The following is a 21654-nucleotide window of genomic DNA, read 5'->3' on the forward strand; positions in this document are numbered from 1 at the left end:
CTTTTATGTTTATGAAGCTTTCAAAAGCTATTGCGAGGTAGGTCCCTAAATGAAGCAGTTGCAGCAACGTGTGAAAGCTCTTTATGATGACACCACAGCAAAGAATATTTTAATGTGGCTCTATGGGGATTTTCCTCAAGAAGACAAAGATGCCATTGTACAGTTGCTTCAAGATGATCCTTCTCAGCTAAAGGAACTGTTTGGGAAAACGCTAACCTTTGGGACGGGAGGGTTGCGGAGTCCTATGGGGATGGGGACAAACAGAATGAATACGTTTACGGTATCTCGAGCTTCCCAGGGGATATCCTTAGTATTGCGTCGTCATCAGCTACTCTCATCGAGCACACTCAAGGTAGTGGTTGGCTATGACACTCGTCACCATTCCGAAGAGTTTGCTCATGAAGCTGCGAAGGTGTTTGCAGGAAATGGGATCCACGTACTTCTTTTTAAGTGCCCAGAGCCTTTAGCGTTGGTTTCTTTTACTGTGCGTCAAGAACAAGCCGCAGCGGGGGTGATGATTACTGCTTCTCATAACCCTCCAGAATATAACGGTTATAAGGTGTATATGGCTTCCGGAGGACAGGTGTTGCCTCCCTTAGATGAAGAGATTGTCAAAGAGTATGCTGCAGTTCAGGAAGTGCTCTCTGTAGCTTCTATCCGCGATCCCCATATTCATATGATAGGGGAGGAATATGAAACAATATATAGGCGTACAATACAAGCTTTACAGCAAAATCCCAATGAAAATCGCCTTTCAGGAAGGGCTCTGCAGATATCCTATACACCGCTGCACGGCACGGGGGTGCCATTGATTCCTCGTGTGCTTCACGATTGGGGATTTTGCTCTGTAAAGCTTGTTGAGAAGCAAGCGATTCCTGATGGGAGCTTTTCTACAGTGCATTTACCTAACCCTGAAGATCCCGAAGCACTAACTTTAGGAATACAACAGCTAATTACTCATCAGGATGACCTGCTCATTGCTACGGATCCAGATGCAGACCGTGTGGGAATTGTCTGCTTAGAAGAGGGACAGTCTTACCGCTTTAGCGGGAATCAGATTGCGTGTGTGCTTGCAGACCATATTTTAAAAGGCCAAAGTGCTAAAGCTCCTTTAACGAAAAATGATAAGGTTGTAAAGAGTTTGGTTACCACAGAGCTTCTAACAGCAATTGCCCAACATTACGGCGCCGATCTTGTAAATGTGGGGACAGGATTCAAGTATATTGGAGAGAAAATCGAGAGCTGGAGAGGCTCTTCTGAGCGATTTCTTTTTGGTGCGGAGGAGTCTTACGGATACCTTTGTGGAACGTATGTTGAGGATAAAGATGCGGTTTCTTCTTCAGCACTGCTTGCTGAAGCTGCCCTACAGCAAAAGCTTTTGGGAAAAACTCTTCGCGATGTGCTTTTGGAACTATATGAGTTACATGGATACGTTATGAATACTACGGAATCCCTAGCGTTTGTGCGGCAAGAAGAAGAGAAGATACGCAGCAAACTTCAACAGTTAGAACAGCTAGGAAAGGCATTCCCCTCTCTAGGAAACTTTGAACTTTTAAAATATGAAAATTACCACAAAAACTTTGGTTTAGATGTAGTTTCAGGAACAACCTATCCCTTGGAGCTTCCTAGAATGTCTATGCTATGCTATTACTTCTCCCATGGAGGAAGATTGATTGTTCGCCCTTCAGGAACCGAGCCCAAGATTAAGTTTTACTTTGAAATTATTCAGCGTTATATGGAACGTGCTCAAAATAAAGAAGAACAACTTCGAAGGGAACAGGAGAGCATGGGAATTTTAGAGAGGTTTATTTCAGAGTTTAAGAATCTATTTTTTGCTCTTTAGCAGTAATTCCCTTGTGGGAATATAAGTGAGCTAATTAGACTCAAAAAACAAAGCGTAAACGATGCTTTTTTAAAGGCGTAAACAAGATACGCTGTGGAAAGAAAGTTTCATTTATGCTTTCCCTCGATATCGAATTTTTATGATGAAAGGACGCTACCTCATGAACTTTATCCCTTACGTACTTCCAGATCTCCCCTATGATTACGATGCTCTAGAGCCTGTGATTAGTGCAGAAATCATGATGCTACATCACCAGAAGCATCACCAAGGTTATGTAAATAACCTTAATCAAGTTCTTAATAAAATGAATGCCGCGGATGCCCGTCAGGATCTTAACCAAATGATTGCCTTAGAGCCCAGCCTGCGCTTTAATGGAGGAGGTCATATCAACCACTCTCTATTTTGGGAAATGCTTGCTCCTCCAGGGCAGGGAGGAGGAGTTCCCCCAAAACATGAACTTCTTAAGGCTATAGAAAAGGTATGGGGGACCTTAGATAACTTTTTAAAGCAATTTATTGAATTTTCAGTGGCAATTCAAGGATCAGGATGGGCTTGGCTAGGTTTTTGTCCCTCAAAACAAGAGCTTATGTTACATGCTACAGTAAACCAGGACCCTCTAGAAGCTACAACAGGGAAACTTCCCATTCTTGGAATTGATGTTTGGGAGCATGCATACTATCTTCAATATAAGAATTGTCGGTTAGATTATTTGCAAGCAATTCCTAAAATAATTAATTGGGAATATATTGAATATAGATTTAATGAGATAGTTTCTGCTAAGTAGTTGGGATAAGTAATTTTAATTGAAAAGTTAATAACTTTTATTTAAAATTTTCCCATAAAAATCCTTGACAGGTGGCTTGTGCGTTTATTTTCTTATGACAAACCCAAGATAAAAGTGCAGAAGATTAAGGCAGATGGTTTTAGTGGATGGTTGAAGTGTACCAGTTGTCACGAAATGATCCATGCTAATGAATTAGGACAGAATTATAATTGCTGTCCTAAATGTTCATATCACTATCGTATTGCAGCAAAGGAAAGAATTCTTCTGTTGGCAGATAAAGATTCCTGGCGTCCTCTCTATTCTCATCTTAAATCTCGAGATCCCTTAAGTTTTTCTGATACGGATACCTATGTGAATCGTTTAGAGAAAGCTAGAAAGGATAATACTGAAAGTGAAGGAGTATTAGTTGGGGTATGTACGATAGGCCAGTATCCCGTAGCTCTTGCGATTATGGATTTTAATTTTATGGCCGGCTCTATGGGTTCTGTTGTTGGAGAGAAACTTACCCGCCTAATAGAAGAAGCAATACATTCTAAGCTCCCCGTGATTATTGTCTGTGCATCTGGGGGAGCTCGGATGCAAGAATCTGTGTTTTCCTTAATGCAAATGGCAAAAACTTCTGCTGCACTGGCAAAGCTCAGTGAAGCAGGATTGCCTTACATTTCTATTCTCACGAATCCAACTTCTGGAGGAGTGACAGCGTCCTTTGCTGCTTTGGGGGACGTTATTATTGCAGAGCCTAAAGCGTTAATTTGTTTCGCAGGGCCTCGTGTGGTAGCTCAAGTGATTGGGGAAGACCTCCCTGAAGGAGCACAAAAGTCTGAGTTTTTATTAGAACATGGGATGATCGATAAGATCGTAGAAAGAAAAGACTTGAAAGCTTCTTTACAGAACTTGCTGAGCTACTTTTCTGTACAAGAATACTCGGGTGGAAAAGATAAAACACCTCGAGATCTTTCTAAGAAACTTAAAGATTTTTTTTGTTGACAGATGATAGTGAATAAAACATTATGTTGCATTGGTAACATAACACTATCTGTGTGAATGACTATATTTTGCGAATTAGAAGCTCAAGATTTGCTTCCTGAATATACCACGGAAGGTGCCGCAGGAGCTGATTTGAAAGCCAATATTGAAGAACCCATTGCTTTGTTGCCAGGGCAGAGAGTTCTTATCCCCACAGGGCTAAGAGTAGAAATTCCCTTAGGCTATGAATTGCAAGTCCGGCCAAGGAGTGGGTTGGCTTTGAAGCATGGGATTACCGTATTAAATACTCCAGGAACCATAGATTCTGATTATCGAGGAGAAATTGGAGTCATCTTAATAAATCTTGGGGAAAGTACGTTTATCATTGAACCCAAGATGCGTATAGCACAAGCTGTGTTTACTTCTGTAGTACAGGCAAGATTCGTTTCTATAAATCAGGAAGAGAGCTTGACAGCGACAGCTCGAGGAGAAAAGGGGTTCGGGCATACTGGAGAATGCTAACATGCCTTCTTGTGAAAAGCAACAAGAGTTTTCCTTGTTTTCTTTATTGTCGCCAAAATTGGTTCGTTTTTTAGGTAAGCTTTCTCGGGATGAAATTCTTTATGAGCTTACAGATCATGTAAATGCCCTTGGTTTGCTTGAGAATAAGGCAGCATTTTTCCAAGCTCTGTTGAAGCGTGAAAGCATCATGTCTACAGGTATTGGAATGGGGGTTGCTATCCCTCATGGGAAGTTAGAGAATAGCTCGGAGTTTTTTATTGCGATAGGGATTCCTTCTCAGGGGATTCTTTGGGATTCTATAGATGGGGATCTTGTTCGCTTGGTGTTTTTAATTGGAGGCCCAGAAAATGCGCCTTTGGAGTATCTTAAGTTGTTATCCACGCTGACTCTGGTATTAAGAGATGAATCGAGAAGGCAGGGGCTTTTACAGGCAAAAACTGTAGAAGAAGTTATGAATGTATTTGTAGGAACGTAGCGTTATGGATCTAAAATTAGAAGAGGTAGCTTCTCTATTAGACGTTTCCGAACATACTATGCGTCAGTGGCTAGAGGAAGGCTCTATTCCTAGCTATCAGATGAATAACGAGCTGTGGTTTAATCGTGAAGAGATTGAAGATTGGATCTTGCACCATCAATCTTCTGTGATCAAAGAACAGCCAGAAGATCTGTATGAAAAAAGGCGAGATCCTTTTTTAAAGTACAGCCTATATAAGGCGGTATATCGTGGTGGTGTGCTTTGTAATGTCTCCGCAAACTCTAAGGCAGAAATTCTAGAGTATGTTTCCAAGTATGTTGCAGAAAAGTTTGCTTTGGATGCGACAGTACTTTATGAAATGCTTTCCTATAGGGAAAGTTTAATGTCTACAGGTATTGGAGAAGGGATCGCTCTTCCTCATGCTAAAGATTTTCTATTGAATGCGTATTACGATATAGTAGTTCCTGTATTTCTTTCCACGCCTGTAGATTTCGGGGCACTAGATGGGAAGCCTGTGCATATCTTATTTTTCCTCTTCGCCTGCCAAGATAAAAGTCATTTGAATTTAGTCAATAAAATTGTGCATTTGGGGATGTCTTTAGAAGCTAGAAGATTTTTTAACGGGTTTCCAGATAAAGATCAGCTTCTTGCTTATATTAAGGAGTGGGAGTCGCAAACTCATTAATTTTTAAAGCTTATAAAAGATTTGTACGTCCGAGTTGTGAAAAAAACCCTATTGTTGTTATGTTGATCTCATAGGTTCCTCTAGGAGATTATAGTGGCATGATGACCTCTAAACGTACCTCACAACTGGCTTTGCTTTCGGTTTTTTTGATATTTTCTCATGATGTGGGTTATGCGAGTTCTGGGGTTGCGGTAACTTCAAGTATGACCTATGTAAGGCCTTCTGCAGAATCAAAGGCTGAAAAAGAACCTCAGGCCAGAAAAAGACAGCCAAGGAAGTTTGTTCAAGGTGAAGATGCTAAGTCTTTACGTCAAAAAAAAGGGCTTTTTTCCTTTTTTCAAGGGAGAAGTGATAAATCAGTAGAAACACTCTCGCGGAAAACAGTAAAGTCGAGACAAGCTCTTGTTAGAGCAAAATCTCCTCAAACAGGTGACAGTGTTACACAAGTAGAGCCTCAGATTCAGTTCCGTCCTCAAATTCTGAGTAATTCTGAAAGTGCTCAAGAAAAAGAAGAAGAGGCTTCTTTGCAAGAGCTAGTAAGTAACGTCTCTCTTCCTGTGTTTTTGCTTCCCAACCTCTCAGCAATGGAGCAGAGCCAGAAAGCACTTCTTTTGCAGGAGTTAATTAAAGATCAAAAAGCTGCAAAAAGAAAATCAGCAAGACAAACTCTCGAAGCTCGAGAAGGTGTAAAACTTGCTAGGGATGGTCGTGTAACTTCAACGTTGCGCTATGATATTGAAAAGGCTGCTGCTACTAGGGAAAAACGCAAAGCCTCTATACATCCTCGAGTTCGGTCAGAAAAGTCTTCTTATGCCAGAAGAGAAAGAAAATCAGGTGTTTCTAAATCTGAGATTCCTCAAAAAGAAGAGAAAAGTGCTGAAGCTAGCCGTGTAGAGGATTTCTATGGCAACGTATTGGCAAAAGAGAATACAAATATAGGTTCCTATCTTGATGCCAAGCAGAGCCGCTGTGACTCTTCAGAAACAGATTGGCCCTGTCCTTCCTGTGTTTCTAAGCGTAGAGCTCATGCAAGCATTTCCGTGTGCACGATGGTTGTGACTGTCATTGCTATGATTGTAGGAGCCTTAATTATCTCGAATGCGAGCGATAGCCCTACTTCTTCAGGTTCTGGTTCCACAGGTTCTGGAGCTGCTACAAATCCCTAAGAGCATTAAAGGGTAGCGTTGCCTTTAAGTTGTTGAGTTTTTGAGGGATTTGGTTTAGACCTGAAATTATTCTCGAAACAAGCTCTTAGTTTTCTTCCCTTATCTGTGTATAATTGTTTTATATAGTTAAGATTTTTTTTGTCATGTCTCATAACATAGATCCTTCATTAAAAAACCCTCATATTAATCCTATACGAGTTCCGGTTTCTTTTAGAGAGAGGTGTCCTAAGACTGCAGCAGCTCTACGGATTATGGGAATTGTGTTGGGAATTATTGCCATTGCTGCTGCAACAGTTCTTCTTGTAACGGGAGTTTCTTGTGGCTTTCCTATAAGTGTTGTATTACTGGGATTAGGGAGCGCTGTTTTGCTGGGGGGAGCAGTTTCTCTAGTCAAGAATGCAGTTACCTCTTGGAAAGAGCGCAATCGCAATAATTTAATATCTTCAAAGACATGGAATTATCAAGGAATTCAGAAGTGTAATCCTAAATTGAATTTTGATGTTCCTAATACTTGGCCACTTTTTGATCGCGTTAAGGATTTGCTTTCTAACTATAAGCTTTCAGTAGATTCTCATACGTCATCTATTTTAGAAGAAATTTGTCTAGATGATAAAGAGGTTCCTCCACTGCAACATTTGATTTTAGAAAACTCTTCGAGTAGTTTTTCTTACAAGAAGCATTTTGTTTCAGGGGCTGAGAGAGGTGAGAACAGAGATTCTCTTCGCGAGCTTCTTTTAGACGAGCATACTTCTTTGAAAGAGATTGTTGATGATATTGTGGACAACCATAAGCAGTGTATAGAGCTTTTAGAGAAACGAAAGGATCTACTTATAACAGAAGGACATTCTTCTTCTCTTCATGTTCCTGGTGTAGAACATAGAAACCTACACCTTACCCAAATTTGTTCGCATATTATCGATGGCTTATCTGCAGCAGGAGGAGTCTTTTCTATCAAGGTCCCAACACTCAGCCCCAATATGAAAAAAGTTTGGGTTGCTGTAACAACAGTACTCATGGTTAGCGTAGTTACAGCTATTGTTCTAGCAGCGATTTTTGCTTCTGGAGGAGCATTCTTCATACCTGTTTTGGCATCGGTTGCTGTATCTGGAGGTCTTCTTGTTGTCGTTTTTTCTTACCTAACAAGATATCTACTAAGTAAAACTAAAAAAAATAGACGAGAGCTTATTCAAGGGATTAAACGGTCTTTAGATTTCAATCAGTTAAAGGCGATCTCAGATTTACAGGCGCAATTATTAATTTCACTTCAATATGCTTTAGAAAAAGAAAAAAAAACAGCTTTGAAGTACAAGGATGTGCAGAGGAGAATGGCTATTCTCAAAAGTAGTCTTGCTAGGGATTTCGGAGATTTTGGAGAAATCATGCAAAACATAAGAGCAAGGCTAGCAGAGCTTCGTATAAGAGAAGAGGATGATGTCTATAGCAGTGATCTATTGCACACGGATGAGACATTAAAAGCCTTATCACAGAAATACAGTCGTTTGCGCAATGCGGTTCTTGTTAAGGAAGAAGAAGAGAAAAAGCTTCTTAAAAGTAACGAGGCCAATAAGATGCAAGAAGATCTAATAGAGCTGTACGGCTACTTCTCTGATTTCCTTCAGTATACAAAAAATGTTGTTAGTATCGCAATCTCTATGCAAAACGATCTTATTAAGAAAGTAGAAAGAAATAGCTAACAGCTATTTCTTTCTTGATTTTTTGAACCACAGTGAAATGCTCTTATACATGTTTCCCATGAAACCAGGGTTTTGGTATCTAGGTTCCTCACAATCAAATGTCTGGTAGTTCCTGGATGGCGTTAGCTCTTTTTCTACGAAGACGTCATCATCAAATGACAAAACGCCATCGTCGTCGTCGTCCTTATTAAAATCAGAAAAAAGCGATAATATATTTGAACTCCCTGAAGAGTCACCTTGTTTATTGTTGTTGTTCAAGCAGCTTTTAGTTTGAAAAGTTGTCCTCCCGAATATAGGGATGGGGTTGTAAGTTTCTGGGGAAGGACTTTCTGGGGGAAGAGGGGGAAGCTGTGCAGATTGTTTAAAAGGGTTCCTAAAGGAAAACTTTGAAGGTTCTTTAGATGAAGGCTCTTTAGATGAAGGCTCTTTAGGTGAAGGTTCTTTAGGTGAAGGTTCTTTAGGTGAAAGTTCTTTAGATGAAGGTTCTTTAGGTGAAGGCTCTTTAGGTGAAAGTTCTTTAGATGAAGGTTCTTTAGGTGAAGGTTCTTTAGGTGAAAGTTCTTTAGATGAAGGTTCTTTAGGTGAAGGTTCTTTAGGTGAAAGTTCTTTAGGTGAAAGTTCTTTAGATGAAGGTTCTTTAGGTGAAAGTTCTTTAGGTGAAGGTTCTTTAGGTGAAGGTTCTTTAGGTGAAGGCTCTTTAGGTGAAAGTTCTTTAGATGAAGATGTCTCAAGATCTTTGAGTTCGTGTTGCTTCCGAACGTTTTCCTGTCTTTTCACTAAGAGAGAGCGGTGCAGTTGTTTAAGCTCTGGAAGCTGTGTATAGTGTATTTGTTGGAGCATCGCTTCAAAAGATTGAAGTGTTTGCACTCCTACATTGTCGATATCTTGAGAAATCTCATCAAGAAGTGTTGTTCCATAAATTTTATTTTTTATAGGGAAAGCAAGAAGTAGAGCAATGAGAATGGAAGATATTGTGATTGATAGGCTAATGCCTAATACATACCAGTTATTGTTTAAAACAGCATAACAAGCGAGTGCTGAAGAGCCCAAAGCTAGAAGAATAGTAAGAACTAAGCAAATCAAAGAGCGTTTTATAAAATATGTTTTGCATGTTTCCCAGGGAGAGGGATTTTTAGTGTTTAATGGGGAAAAATCTTCTACCTTAGACATCTCTGCTATATAAGATGGAACTGGAGTTGACATGATTTTAATGTTCTCTTTAATAAAATGAGATTTTTAGGTTTTATAAGAGCTCTTTGACCGTAGAGCTTTTTCCTGTTCTGTTAATTTTTTTGCTAGATTGTCTTGTTCTAAAGTAGCTGCAACGAGGCGTTGTGTAGCCTCTTGAACTAATTGGATAGATTGAGAAGAAGAGGCCTTACTTTTTATAAGAGTCAAAGACCGTTCTGCCGCTGAAGGCAGAATATTCACCCACTCGACTAAACTAGAAAAAACTACAATGCATGTAATCGCAATTACCGCAAGAACAATTCCTGAGGCAATTTCTAAAATATTTTGCGTATAATAGCCAAGGCATGTAATTGCAACTCCTCCTAAAGTAATAAGAATTAAAAGGGCAATAGCAAAAGCATAGGTATTCAAGGACCTATTTATTAAAATATCTACTTTCTTTTGAATGACCGTTGCATTCTTATTTACCTTGAAAAAAGAATTTTCTTTAGGAAGCGGAGTTAGAGCGTATCCTCCAGATGCAATTGACACAATAATTCCTTAATTTAAAAAAACAAAATCTAAGGAACTAGTTTTTTTATTTCAATTAATAAGTTAGTATAGTGTTGTTAAAATTATTTTATATTTTTCAATGAATAAAACTGTTGTTGTCGCAATGTCTGGAGGTGTGGACTCTTCTGTCGTTGCCTATCTTTTGAAACGTTATACTTCGTATAATGTTGTTGGGTTATTTATGAAGAACTGGGAAGAGAAGACGCACGATGATGTTTGTCTTTCTGCTCAAGATTATGCAGATGTCGAGAAGGTCTGCTCTCAATTAGATATTCCTTATTACACAGTATCCTTTGTTAGGGAGTATCAAGAACTTGTATTCTCCCGCTTTTTAAAGGAGTATTCTTTAGGGTATACGCCGAATCCTGATATTCTTTGTAACAGAGAAATTAAATTTGCTCTATTGCAGAAGAAAGTTCGAGAGCTTGGTGGGGATTTCCTTGCTACAGGGCATTACTGTCGTTCAAATTTGGATGCCTCTGGAGTGTCTTTGTTTCGAGGGGTAGATCGTAACAAAGATCAAAGTTATTTTCTTTCGGGGACACCAAGACAAGCATTGGCTAATGTATTATTTCCTTTAGGGGAGATGAAAAAAAACGAAGTTCGCGCTCTAGCAGAAGAAGCAGGGCTAGCAACAGCAAGGAAAAAAGATAGTACAGGAATCTGCTTTATCGGAAAGCGCCCTTTTAAACAGTTTTTGGAGCAGTTTGTTCCCAAAAAGGAAGGAGACATTGTAGATTGGGATACTCAAACGATACTAGGGAAGCATGAGGGAGCACATTACTATACGATCGGGCAGCGGCGAGGCTTAGATCTTGGAGGAACAAGTAAGCCTTGTTATGTTGTTGGTAAGGATATGGAGAAAAACCTTGTCTACATCGTGCAAGGAGAAGATCATCCCTTGTTGTATAGAACAGAGCTTTTTGCAAAGGAGTTAAATTGGTTTGTCGATCCTAAGAGTGTTCATACCTGCACTGCTCAGGTTCGCTATCGCTCTGAAGATGAACAGTGCACCATAGAGTTTGTCTCTGAAGATCGCTTACGAGTGTGTTTCATTACACCAATTAAAGCCGTCACTCCCGGACAAACAATAGCCTTTTATCAAGGTGATCGCTGTTTGGGGAGTGGCGTGATTGATATTCCTATGAATCCATATTTTGTGTAGAGACGGAAACTTCTTCAGTATGCGCGTTCTCTTCTTTTTCAAAGGTAACGCGATCTTCAACCAGTGTGGCGCGGAGTTTTCGCGCTTCTTGACGGCAAGACTCTTTAAGAAGTAATTCTGCTAGAGGATCTTCAAGGTACTGCTCGATCACCCGACGTAAAGGGCGTGCTCCCATTTCTGGAGAATGACCTTTCGTAACAAGGAAGGAAATTACAGAATCTGGGATATCTAAAGCCATCTGGTAGTTTTTCAGACGTGTATCGAGCTTATTAATTTCTAGATGAATAATTTGGGAGAGCGAATCTTTCTCTAAAGGACGGAAAATCACACTTTCATCTAAACGGTTGATAAATTCTGGCTTAAGATGCTTCTTCACAGCATTTTCGATTTTTTCTTGGATCACCTTGTAATCCATAGGGGAGCGGAACCCAAAGCCAATTTCCCCGCTTTTCTTAATTAGATCTGCACCTAAGTTAGAAGTCATGATGATGATGGCATGACGGAAATCTACTTTACGTCCAAAAGAGTCTGTAAGGCGGCCTTGCTCTAGAATTTGAAGCATCAAATCCATAATGTCGGGGTGGGCCTTTTCGATTTCATCAAAGAGAACGACGCAGTAAGGACGACGTCGGACCTGCTCTGTTAGGTGGCCACCTTCTTCATGGCCGACGTACCCTGGAGGGGAGCCCATCATTTTTGTCGCAGCAAATTTCTCCATGTACTCTGACATGTCCACTTGAATTAACGCATCTTCTCCCCCAAACATCTCAATGGCAATTTGCTGTGCTAATAAGGTTTTCCCTACCCCTGTAGGACCAAGGAAAAGGAAAGAACCTGTAGGGCGATTGGGATCTTTAATTCCTGTCCTGGAACGGCGGATTGCTCGGCAAATGCTAGAAACTGCATCGTTTTGGCCAATAATTTTTTGCTGGAGGGTGTGCTCTAATTTTAACAGCTTCTCACTTTCTGCTTCTGTAAGTCTCGCTGAGGGGATACCTGTTTGTAAGGAAACCACAGAAGCAACAGCTTCTTCATCTACAGGAACCTGGTGCTCTTCCTTATGGTTTTCCCACTCAAGCTTCATGGTTTGCAGGCGCTCCCGGAGTTTTTTCTCTTCATCACGAAGACTCGCTGCTTTTTCGTATTCTTGAGTTCCTATTGCTTGTTCTTTGGCGATTCGTGTATTTTCAATATCCGCTTCGAGCTTCATTAACTCTGTAGGTTGGCCCATCGTATTGACTCGTACACGAGCACCAGCTTCATCTAAGAGGTCTATGGCTTTATCAGGAAGGAATCTCCCATGGACATATTGGTCTGAAAGAGTAGCTGCAGCCTTTAATGCTTCTTCTGTAATAAAGACATTATGGTGTTCTTCGTATTTTTTCTTGAGACCTCGGAGGATCTCAATAGTTTCATCTACGCTTGGAGGCTGAACAATAATCTTCTGGAAACGACGCTCTAAAGCAGCGTCCTTTTCTATATGCTTACGGTACTCATCAATAGTTGTAGCTCCGATACATTGAATTTCCCCTCGCGCTAATGCTGGCTTTAAGATGTTTGAAGCATCAATAGCTCCTTCTGCAGCTCCAGCTCCAACAATTGTATGGAGCTCATCAATAAAGAGGAGGATGTTTCCATGCTTGCGAACCTCATCCATTACTGCTTTAATGCGCTCTTCAAACTGCCCTCGGTATTTTGTTCCCGCAATCATCAATGCTAAATCTAAAGTGATTAAACGCTTTTTACGTAAAGCTTCTGGGACCTCATTGGAAATAATCTTTTGTGCTAAACCTTCCACTATGGCAGTTTTCCCTACACCAGCTTCTCCAATGAGTACAGGGTTGTTTTTCCTTCTTCGGCAAAGAATCAAAATTAACCTTTCCACCTCAGAAGAACGCCCAATCACAGGATCTAATTTAGACTCACGAAACATCTCTGTTAAGTCATAGCCATAAGCTTTTAATGCAGATAATTTCTCGCTCTTATCTACGCCTAAAGTATGGCCTAAAGGAGACTTCGAGGAGGAGGAAGAGCTTCCCCTTGAGGAGGAGGAAGAAGAGGAAGAAGGAGGAAGCTGAAGATTAAAAGTTTCTAACTCTTTAAGAATTTCTTTACGGACATCTCTAGGATCAATGCGGAGGTTTTCTAATACTTGAAGCGCTACACCATCTGTTTGATTTAAAATTCCTAAAAGTAAATGTTCCGTTCCAACATAGTTATGTTCTAAAATCCCTGCTTCTTCATTTGCAGATTCAAAAGATTTTTTTACTCTTCCTGTAAGCGCGGGATCTCCGTACACTTGGATTTCAGGTCCATAGCCGATTAAGCGTTCTACTTCTTGTCGAGCAATATCGAAATCTATCCCGAGGTTACGTAAGACATTTACAGCTACGCCTTGGCCTAATTTTAGCAGTCCTAGCAAAATATGCTCAGTCCCTAGATAGTTGTGATTTAAACGCTGGGCTTCTTTTTTAGCTAATTTGATAACTTGCTTAGCTCTATTAGTAAACTTCTCAAACATAAAAACCTAAAAGACGGGCTAGAACTTTCCTTAAGCAAAGCATATACGAAATTTAAAATAATGATGCAACTCTTCGATCTAGTTAGAGGAAAAAGGAGGTAATTTTTGAAATGTACTGGAAAATAGTACACAAACTTTCAAATATGATACAATAGCTTCGCTTTTTAAGAGCGAAGTAGCATCTTTCTATAAAGTTTATTTTATGAAAATTCGTATCATAGATTCTGGAATAGGTTCTGCAGAAGCCCATATGGCAAAAGATAAAGCTTTGCTAGAAGGGCTTAAAGAAGGAGAGGTGATCCTACATCTCTATGAGTGGGAAAATCCTTTGTCTATGACCTATGGATATTTCATGCGTCCGGAAAAAATCCTTGTTAAAGAGGCTTTCTCCTTAGGATTAGATATGTCGCGACGCCCTACAGGAGGGGGATTTGTTTTCCATCATGGAGATTATGCTTTTTCTTTATTGATGTCTTCTTCGTATCCTGGATATTCCTCTGAGGTTTTGGCAAATTATTGTAGAGTAAATTCTTTAGTTCTTAAAGTGTTTCATAAAGTGTTTCGTGTGCAGGGAGCTTTAGCTAAAGAAGAAGAGCTTTGCTGTCGCAGGGTTTCTGAGAACTTTTGCATGGCAAAAACCTCGAAATATGATGTTTTGTTGGGAGGAAAAAAGATCGGAGGAGCTGCTCAAAGAAAAGTTTCCCAAGGATTTTTACATCAAGGATCCTTGTTTTTATCTGGAAGCTCTCGAGAGTTTTATGAAAAGTTTTTACTTCCAGAGATTTTAGATGAGATTACCCAAGAGATAGATGCTCATGCATTTTTCCCTTTAGGTATGGACGTATCTTTACAAGAGCTTCATAGGGCTAGAGGGGAGATTAAAGAAACGTTTATCCATATATTTTGTCATGAGGGGTTATGAGGAAGGTTTATCTGCTTTTAGCATTAATATTAGTAGGTGCTCTTCCTGGGCATGTGTGTGCGAAGGAGATCTCTGTTTCTGGAGAAGAGCCTGTGAAGGTATTAGTCCACGATCATGGGCTTGAAGCATTCCAGATGTTTATGCAATGCATAGATTCTGCAAATTCCTATGTTGAGCTCTGTCCTTGTATGACGGGGGGGAACTTACTTAAGGAAATGCTTACGCGCCTAGATAAGCGTATGCACCAAGCGCCTTTATTAAAGACCTATTTGATTATCCAGCCGACGTTTATTGATAGCGAGGATCGTCGTATTCTTGCTGAGATGAAGGAGTCGTGGCCTGAGAGGTTTTTCTACGTATACACAGGATGTCCTTCTTCTACGAATGTCTTAAAGCCCAATGTCATGGAAATGCATGTGAAGCTTTCTTTAGTGGATGGGAAATATTTTATTTTAGGAGGAAGCAATTTTGAAGATTTTATGTGTACTCCTGGAGATGTAGATCCTGAAGATACGGATTCTCCAAGGATTATTGTAAGTGGGATTCGCAGGCCATTAGCGTTTCGGGATCAAGATGTAACTCTATGTTCTGTAAGTTTAGGAAAGATGTTGCGGGAAGAGTTTCATAAATACTTCCGTATGTGGGAGTATTATGCTGAGCATTTTTGGTTTCAGGAGAATCTTGAGGAATTTTCTGGAAAGGTTCCAGAAATGCCTGAGGAAGTTTTAGAAGCTACATGTTTAGCGTTTGATGAACATCCTGATGTAGTTTCTGTAAAGCCTTCGCAAGTGCGAGTGATTTTCGGCGGTCCTCACGAGGGACAACCGAATGCAATTACTCAGGAGTTTGTCCGGTTAATACGTTCTGCTCGTTCTTCTTTGCATATTGCCCAAATGTATTTTGTCCCTAAAAAAGAGATCATCCAGGGGCTTATTCATGCTGTTGGCAAACAAGGTGTCCGTTTAGAGGTAATCACCAATGGATGTCATGAATTGAGCCCCAGCATGACAGAAGCCTATGCATGGGGAAATCGGATGAACTACTTTGCTGTGAGCTTTGGAGAGCACACTTCCCTATGGAAAAAGTCGTTTTGGCAAGGGAAAAAGCCTAATGCTCTTGCTTCCTTTTATGAGTTTGCTATTCGTGAAACTCAGCTGCATAAGAAATGTATGATTGTTGATGGCGCGACATTCGCAATTGGAAGTTACAATTTCGGCATGAAAAGTGATGAGTTTGATTACGAGAGCTTAGTCGTAATCGAGTCAGAAGAAGTGGCTAAGAAAGCTCTGAAAGTTTTCGAGAAGGACCGTACATTGTCTAGGAAAGTTTCAGAAGCAGAAATTTTTTCGTGGTATTTTCACCCCTTACACCATGTTATTGGCCACCTTCAGTTAAACTTCATGCCGTTTTAATCTTCTCTTGCTTTAGGGGAACCTTTATCAAGAATTTTTATATAAAGTTCGTTACATAGGAGTGGGATCCCCCTTGGTTTTTTTATTGACGATTGTTTACACTGGGACTTCATGAATCTCCATAATAGGGGGAGTCCTTGTTAGGATTTTTTTATAAGCATCAGAAAAAGTTTATCGGTGTTGTTATTGCTGTTGTGTGTATCTCTGGTCTTGGTATCGGCTGGGGACGCCATTCCGGAAGTGAGAGACACGGGGGATCTCGGAAGGTAGTTTTTACCACAGCGTCTGGGAGAAAAATTCGAGAGAGTGAGTTTTTTGCATTTAAGAAATTTTTTATTCATGAGGCGTATCCCTTTACAGGAAATCCCTATGAGTGGAACTTTTTGAATGAAGGGTTGCTTACGGAGCGGTTTTTAACAACAAAGCTCGGAGAACAGCTGTTCCTTAAAGTCTATTCCCAAGGGTTTCCGGCTTTTTTAAAGGAAAAAACTTATCAGCCGTATCGGCGTTTTGATGCTCCCTTTATTTCTGCAGAGGAAATATGGAAATCCTCAGCACCACACTTGCTAGAGGCATTGCATACATTTCAAGCTCTTGAAAATCCTGTAAGTTCTGAAGGGTTTGCAGCGCGCATAAGGTTATTCCTAGAAGAAAGAAAGTTTCCTCATTATGTACTCAAGCAGATGCTGGAGTATCGCAGGCAGTTATTTTCCCTTCCTCAGGATCATGCGTTAGCTCAAGGGAAGGACTTGCGTTTGTTTAGTTACGGCAACCTCCAAGATTGGCTGGGGGAAGCGTATATTTCTGCTGCTGTTGAGGCATTACTGCGACTTGTGGATGAAAAGAAGAGAGAGATGACCTATCCTTCTGTGCAGGAGGCCCGAGAGGATTTCTATGATAAGGCACAGCAGGCCTTTACAAAGCTCCATAAGCATGCAAAGCTTGCAATAAGCTTTGATCAGTTTGTCGCGTCCTATTTTCGTTTTTTAGGGGTTTCTGAAGGGCAATTCTTCAAAATGTACCGTGATATCCTTTTGTGTAGAAGAGCTTTTTTGCAGATGCAAGGAAGCGTTTCTTTTGATTATTTCCCTTTGGGAGGGTTTTTTGCTATGGGGAGGGATACTTCCCATGTGGAGATCTTCCGCCTTCCTAGGGAGTTACAATTTAAGACACAAAAAGAACTTGAGGCTTTCGAGACGTATTTGCATCTTGTAGGTGCACCGTTGAAAGATCCTCTTGGTATTCCACATTTTTCCTTGCCAATACAAGAAATCAAAGCAAAGGAGCCGAGGTTGGTAGGAAGGCGGTTTTCATTAAGCTACCGCTCAATAGCGCTACGTGATCTTGAAGCTTCTGTTCCGATGATGGAGGTCTTTCAGTGGCAGCAAAATCCCGAGCATTTCCAGGAAATCCTTCGTGAATTTGTCCAAGCGGAAACATGTAGTTCCTACAAGGATTTTCAAAAGCTTAAGCCTTCTATAAAGGATAAGATTTGTGCATTTACGCGAAAAGCGATCTTACGTGCACATCCTGAAAGAATAAAGGCTGGGCTTAATCAGCGCCCTCTGGAAACTCGGGAGATCTTTTTGTCTGCAGGGAAAGATAGTGTTCTTGATGGTATTATTGAAGGGGAAAAGCTTGCTCAGCTTCTTTATGAAAATGAAACTCTAGAGCTGTATAGTCAAGATAAGGAGAGGTACTATGCCTTTCATGTAGAGATGAGTTTCGCAGAAGAAGAGGTTCTTCCCTATCGTGAAGTCTTGAAAAAGGGATTAGCAGAAATATTAGCTTCAACGCATAAGATCCCCTCAAAGATTGCGAGTGTGATTGCGGAATTGCGAATACGCTATCCTCAAGAAGAAGAGGGACCAGCCTTTTGGCAAAGGCGCTGTGAGAAATTGCTCGAAGAGCATAGGACGGGGACATATCAGGCAGGTTCCTTGCCCTGGAATTTAGAGAAAAGTACTAAGAGTTTGTCCCGTGGGAATCAGAATCTTCCTTTGCCTTTTGAGGAGCTCTCTAAGCTTGAGCTTGGGAAGCTCTCCAAGATTACTAGGGATCTCGAAGGGCTATATTATTACCAATGTTTATCTCATAATGTTTGTGATTCCCCTGCTGGGGTAGAAAAACTCTTTTTATTAAAGAGCCAACTAGATGAGGAGCTGATAGGAAATTCCTTGCAGCGGTTTATAGAATAAGGAGTGAAGGAAATGTTGTTCTCTGACTATCACGTATGGATTCTTCCTATGCATTCTGATGTTGTACGCCTGGGGTTAACAGAAGAAATGCAAAAAAACCTTGGGCAGATCCTCCATGTAGACTTACCTTCTGTAGGAAGACGCTGTGAAGAAGGAGAAATCCTCGTGGTTATGGAGTCCTCAAAGTCCGCTATTGAAGTCCTTAGCCCCGTCTCTGGAGAGATTCTTCAAGTAAATCAGGAGTTAATCCAAGATACTTCATTACTAAACTCCTCTCCTGAAGAAGAGGGTTGGTTTGTTGTTTTACGTTTAAATGAACCTCTTGATGATGGGAGATTTTCAAAAAAAACTCTCTGAAAGGTTTTTCTTAAAAAATTCCTTTGCTTTCTATCAGTTTTTACAATGAAAGTTTTAATTTTTTCTTTAAGAACGGGATTTTTAATTTAGATAGGGTAGGTTTTTAATTTCTAAACCATTAAAATCTTTCTAATTAAATTAGGGTTTTCAGAATATTCTTATGTCCACAGTCTTCTCGAGTGGCTCCACCATAACACATTTACAAGATCCTGTGTTTATTGCGCGTCGTCTTTGCATAAGGCAGTTATATGCGATTACACTGGCGCTTTCTGCGATTGTGATTGGTTTGTTAACTTGTGGGTTATTTGCTGTTACTTCAGCTCCTATACAACTGCTCATCTGGATAGTTTCTTGTTGTTTGACTCTTGTAGCATGGGCATGCGCTTGTTATCGGTATTTTCTATTGAACTCTATAAGGGTAGTATGGAAGCCTCAGATAGCTGTAAATACCCCTCATGGGAATGGGGAATAGATTATGACAGCAAGTTCACATGAGTGCGTAAGCTTACAAGGAGTAGGGGTAGCGAATCAGCAATATGTAGATTCTCGGGAGCAAGAGTCTTCGTGTACTAGGGTCTTTTATCGTGTGATATCTGTGCTGTTAGCTTTTGCAATGATCTGTATGTTTATGATGGTCTTTTTACGAGTCCCAGGAGGGGCTTGGTTATCTCTTTCCCTTGCTTCCCTGTGTTTATGCTGTGTCTTCGTGTGCTTGGCGATCGTTATTTTACTCCAATGTCCTGAGCCTCTTTCCTTAGGAAGCAAAACCCTCTCGTGCTCGAGAGATTCCCTGAAGTGTTTATGAAACGCCTTTGTTATTTAAAAAAAAGAACTTTAACTTTTGTAAGCTTATCTTTTTTCTAGACTTTGCTTTTTTTAATAAAGAAAGTGTTTCTTCTTGTAGTATAGGTGCTTGCTCTGTTTCTTCTTGGTAAAAAGAGGAGACCTTCTTGGGTTGGGAGATATCTATCCCTGTAAGACCCATAAATGCCATCGCCATGAGTCCTGTAGTGATGAAAGAAATTCCCATTCCCTTTAGGTTTTGGGGAATATTGGAATAGGCAAGCTTTTCTTTTATCGTGGCAAGAAGGACGATCGCTAACCACCATCCGCACCCTGATCCTAAAGAAAAAATCACCATGGGAATAAATGGGTAGTTTCTAGTGATGCCAAAGAGGACACCTCCAAGAATGGCACAGTTCACAGCAATCAGGGGAAGAAAGATCCCCAAGGAAAGATAGAGTTCTCTAGAGACTTTTTCTAGGAAGAGCTCTAGGATCTGTGTAAACGCTGCGATGACGACAATGAAAATAATTAACTCTAGGAAGCTCAGATTTATAGAGGCAAGGGAGGGAGAGATCCAGACTAAAGCTTTGGGTTTTGTAAGAAATTGGTGGATAAACCAGTTTAAACTTCCTGTTATGGTAAGAACAAGAGCTACGGACATTCCCAGGCTATTTGCTGTAGAGACCTTAGAAGAACAGGCTAAGTAGCTGCACATCCCAAGGAAGTTTGAAAGAAGGATATTTTGAATAAACGTTGCTTGAAGGAAAATTCCAAAGATGTTTAGCCAAGTATACTCACCTAACCACATGGGCTTACCTTTTTGTTTTCTTCGAGTCAAAAATGTTTACAATCCAGATCATGATCCCTAGGATAAAAAATGCTGATGGAGCTAAGACCATAAGGCTTAGGTTTTGATAGCCGTCAGGATGAGCACTAGATCCATAGAAAGCTAGGGGAATCATCCGGTAGCCTAGGAGCGTTCCTGAGCCGAAAAGCTCTCTGATAATGCTGATAAAGACCAAAACCCAACCATATCCTAGCCCTGCGGAAAAACCGTCTAGGAATGCAGGGATCGGTGGGGAGTGTTTTGCGAAACTTTCTGCCCTTCCCATGACAATGCAGTTTGTAATGATTAACCCCACAAATACAGACAGCGTTTTGGAGATAGTAAAAAGAAAGGCTTTGAGAAACTGGTCAATCACAATCACAAATAAGCTGATAATGATGAGCTGGGTGATCATTCTTACGCTATCTGGAGTAACCTTACGTAGGAGTGAAACAAAAAAGGAAGAGCTTCCTGTAACGATGCTTACAGCAAGGCCCATAGTTATTGCTGTATTTACTGTTGTAGTGACAGCTAGAGCAGAGCAAATCCCCAAAATAGAAGTGAGGATTTGGTTGTTGCGCCAAAGAGGATCGAGGAAATAACTTTTATAAGACCTTTGTAGTGTCATTTTTTACCTGAGGCCTTGAGGGTTGCAAAATAGCTTAAGAGTGCACGATAGGGAGCAAGGGATTGTGTGTATGCATCGCTAACACCATTACACGTTAAGGTTGCTCCTGAAATCCCATCAATTGCAGAGAAAGCTTTTGGGGAATCCCCAAACTCTGCTTGCACGGAACCCTTAATTACATTGAGACCTAAGGGTGCCTGGGAGTAATCTATTGTTCCTGAGCTGGTACTTAGAAATACCTTCTTGCCATAGAATTGCTTTTGCCATTCAGGATTGGCAATGTTCGCCCCTAAACCAGGAGTTTCTCCCTGATCATACCAGGTGGTTCCTAATACAGTATTCCCATCATTAGCAATGCCGAGATAGCCATCTATGGGACCCCACAGGCCATATCCTGAAATAGGAAGAACAAGAGATTGAATATGCTCCGGGGAGGAGCTTAGCTGTGAGTTTGTCATCGAACGTGCTTCTTCACTGTTTTTTAAAATAGCAAAAAATAACAGATAGGGAAGGTTGTACGCAGGGGTATCTTGAAGTTGCTCTAGAAACTCCTGAAGATCTATATGGGCATCTTCAAAAGAGAAAATCTCTCCTTTTCGGTTTGTCAATAAGGGACGAACGAAGTCTTGAACATAGGATTCTATTGTAGTGCTGGATGCTGCGGAAGGTTTTTCAGAGGTAAGCTTGAGAAGATGAGAGCTTTTATCGTAGATGGCAGGTTGCCATGATCCCTTGTTATAGAGCTGAAAACTTCCATCGAAATTTAAAACATGCGCAGCCATAAGTAACTGCTTATTACGATCGAAGATTTTGGCTTTTTCCTGAACGGGGGAAAGCACAGTATACACAAGAGATAATACAAAACTTGCAAATAGGCTGAGCCCCAAGATGAAGGTAATAATGTACCACGTCTGATTTTTGCGTTTTTGTGTGGATTTTGAGGATTCTGAGGGAGCCACTG

20 protein-coding genes and 1 pseudogene are annotated in these 21654 nt (G+C 40.6%); 15 read left to right on the top strand and 6 right to left on the bottom strand.

The genetic code is table 11. The features are described 5' to 3' along the window. The first annotated feature begins 49 nt into the window (after positions 1-49). The 8 genes and pseudogenes from G5S_RS03020 (at position 50) to G5S_RS03055 (ending at position 8135) form a co-directional block, all read left to right on the top strand. On the top strand, positions 50-1843 hold the full coding sequence (locus tag G5S_RS03020; protein WP_013712713.1) for a phospho-sugar mutase: 1794 nt from the start codon (positions 50-52) through the stop codon (positions 1841-1843). A 160-nt stretch (positions 1844-2003) separates the two neighbouring features. Continuing rightward, entirely contained in the window at positions 2004-2627 is a 624-nt protein-coding gene (locus tag G5S_RS03025; protein ID WP_013712714.1) for a superoxide dismutase, read from the top strand. A 78-nt stretch (positions 2628-2705) separates the two neighbouring features. Beyond that, a pseudogene (gene accD / locus G5S_RS03030) lies at positions 2706-3631 on the top strand (acetyl-CoA carboxylase, carboxyltransferase subunit beta). 40 nt (positions 3632-3671) lie between these two features. Further along, entirely contained in the window at positions 3672-4115 is a 444-nt protein-coding gene (gene dut / locus G5S_RS03035; protein ID WP_021756530.1) for a dUTP diphosphatase, read from the top strand. 1 nt (position 4116) lies between these two features. Continuing rightward, positions 4117-4590, top strand: a complete 474-nt coding sequence (locus G5S_RS03040; protein ID WP_013712717.1) for a PTS sugar transporter subunit IIA — start codon at positions 4117-4119, stop codon at positions 4588-4590. Between the two features lie 4 nt (positions 4591-4594). Beyond that, on the top strand, positions 4595-5275 hold the full coding sequence (locus tag G5S_RS03045) for a PTS sugar transporter subunit IIA (protein ID WP_013712718.1): 681 nt from the start codon (positions 4595-4597) through the stop codon (positions 5273-5275). Between the two features lie 98 nt (positions 5276-5373). Next, positions 5374-6441 carry a hypothetical protein gene (locus G5S_RS03050; RefSeq protein WP_013712719.1) on the top strand — a complete coding sequence of 356 codons (1068 nt, stop codon included), beginning with the start codon at positions 5374-5376 and terminating at the stop codon, positions 6439-6441. A gap of 143 nt (positions 6442-6584) precedes the next feature. Beyond that, positions 6585-8135, top strand: a complete 1551-nt coding sequence (locus G5S_RS03055) for a hypothetical protein (RefSeq protein ID WP_041467021.1) — start codon at positions 6585-6587, stop codon at positions 8133-8135. A 3-nt stretch (positions 8136-8138) separates the two neighbouring features. Here the strand turns inward: G5S_RS03055 and G5S_RS05050 are convergent, their stop codons facing one another. Both G5S_RS05050 and G5S_RS03065 read right to left on the bottom strand, forming a co-directional pair. Continuing rightward, positions 8139-9338, bottom strand: coding sequence for a hypothetical protein (locus G5S_RS05050; RefSeq protein WP_049770609.1), 1200 nt, complete (start codon positions 9336-9338; stop codon positions 8139-8141). Between the two features lie 33 nt (positions 9339-9371). Further along, complete coding sequence (locus G5S_RS03065; protein WP_024010399.1) at positions 9372-9857, bottom strand: hypothetical protein; 486 nt, start codon at positions 9855-9857, stop codon at positions 9372-9374. A 100-nt stretch (positions 9858-9957) separates the two neighbouring features. On the opposite strand from G5S_RS03065, the gene mnmA reads away from it, so the two are divergent. Further along, entirely contained in the window at positions 9958-11043 is a 1086-nt protein-coding gene (gene mnmA / locus G5S_RS03070; protein ID WP_013712724.1) for a tRNA 2-thiouridine(34) synthase MnmA, read from the top strand. Here the strand turns inward: mnmA and G5S_RS03075 are convergent. Continuing rightward, positions 11021-13564, bottom strand: coding sequence for an ATP-dependent Clp protease ATP-binding subunit (locus G5S_RS03075; RefSeq protein ID WP_013712725.1), 2544 nt, complete (start codon positions 13562-13564; stop codon positions 11021-11023). The genes mnmA and G5S_RS03075 overlap by 23 nt on opposite strands. Positions 13565-13766: 202 nt before the next feature. Here G5S_RS03075 and G5S_RS03080 point away from each other — a divergent pair, with 202 nt between their 5' ends. The 6 genes from G5S_RS03080 (at position 13767) to G5S_RS03105 (ending at position 19258) form a co-directional block, all read left to right on the top strand. Beyond that, entirely contained in the window at positions 13767-14486 is a 720-nt protein-coding gene (locus G5S_RS03080; protein WP_013712726.1) for a lipoyl protein ligase domain-containing protein, read from the top strand. Then, positions 14483-15898, top strand: a complete 1416-nt coding sequence (locus G5S_RS03085) for a phospholipase D-like domain-containing protein (protein ID WP_013712727.1) — start codon at positions 14483-14485, stop codon at positions 15896-15898. Before G5S_RS03080 ends, G5S_RS03085 begins: the two co-directional genes overlap by 4 nt. A gap of 137 nt (positions 15899-16035) precedes the next feature. After that, positions 16036-18096, top strand: a complete 2061-nt coding sequence (locus G5S_RS03090) for a hypothetical protein (RefSeq protein WP_013712728.1) — start codon at positions 16036-16038, stop codon at positions 18094-18096. Between the two features lie 12 nt (positions 18097-18108). Beyond that, positions 18109-18453, top strand: a complete 345-nt coding sequence (locus G5S_RS03095; RefSeq protein WP_013712729.1) for a glycine cleavage protein H-like protein — start codon at positions 18109-18111, stop codon at positions 18451-18453. 160 nt (positions 18454-18613) lie between these two features. Further along, the gene (locus G5S_RS03100) at positions 18614-18925 is read left to right on the top strand and encodes a hypothetical protein (protein ID WP_021756540.1); all 312 of its coding nucleotides are present in this window, start codon (positions 18614-18616) and stop codon (positions 18923-18925) included. 3 nt (positions 18926-18928) lie between these two features. Next, positions 18929-19258 (top strand): hypothetical protein, encoded by a 330-nt coding sequence (locus G5S_RS03105; RefSeq protein ID WP_021757206.1) that lies wholly within the window; start codon positions 18929-18931, stop codon positions 19256-19258. On the opposite strand, the gene nqrE is transcribed toward G5S_RS03105, so the two are convergent. The 3 genes from nqrE to nqrC are packed head-to-tail and all read right to left on the bottom strand — an operon-like array spanning position 19253 to position 21652. Then, positions 19253-20047 carry an NADH:ubiquinone reductase (Na(+)-transporting) subunit E gene (gene nqrE, locus G5S_RS03110; protein ID WP_013712731.1) on the bottom strand — a complete coding sequence of 265 codons (795 nt, stop codon included), beginning with the start codon at positions 20045-20047 and terminating at the stop codon, positions 19253-19255. The genes G5S_RS03105 and nqrE overlap by 6 nt on opposite strands. 4 nt (positions 20048-20051) lie before the next feature. Next, entirely contained in the window at positions 20052-20693 is a 642-nt protein-coding gene (gene nqrD, locus G5S_RS03115) for an NADH:ubiquinone reductase (Na(+)-transporting) subunit D (protein WP_013712732.1), read from the bottom strand. Beyond that, positions 20690-21652 carry an NADH:ubiquinone reductase (Na(+)-transporting) subunit C gene (gene nqrC / locus G5S_RS03120; RefSeq protein WP_013712733.1) on the bottom strand — a complete coding sequence of 321 codons (963 nt, stop codon included), beginning with the start codon at positions 21650-21652 and terminating at the stop codon, positions 20690-20692. Before nqrC ends, nqrD begins: the two co-directional genes overlap by 4 nt. Between the last annotated feature and the right edge of the window lie 2 nt (positions 21653-21654).

Source organism: Chlamydia pecorum E58 (assembly GCF_000204135.1).
In the GTDB taxonomy this organism is placed as follows: domain Bacteria; phylum Chlamydiota; class Chlamydiia; order Chlamydiales; family Chlamydiaceae; genus Chlamydia; species Chlamydia pecorum.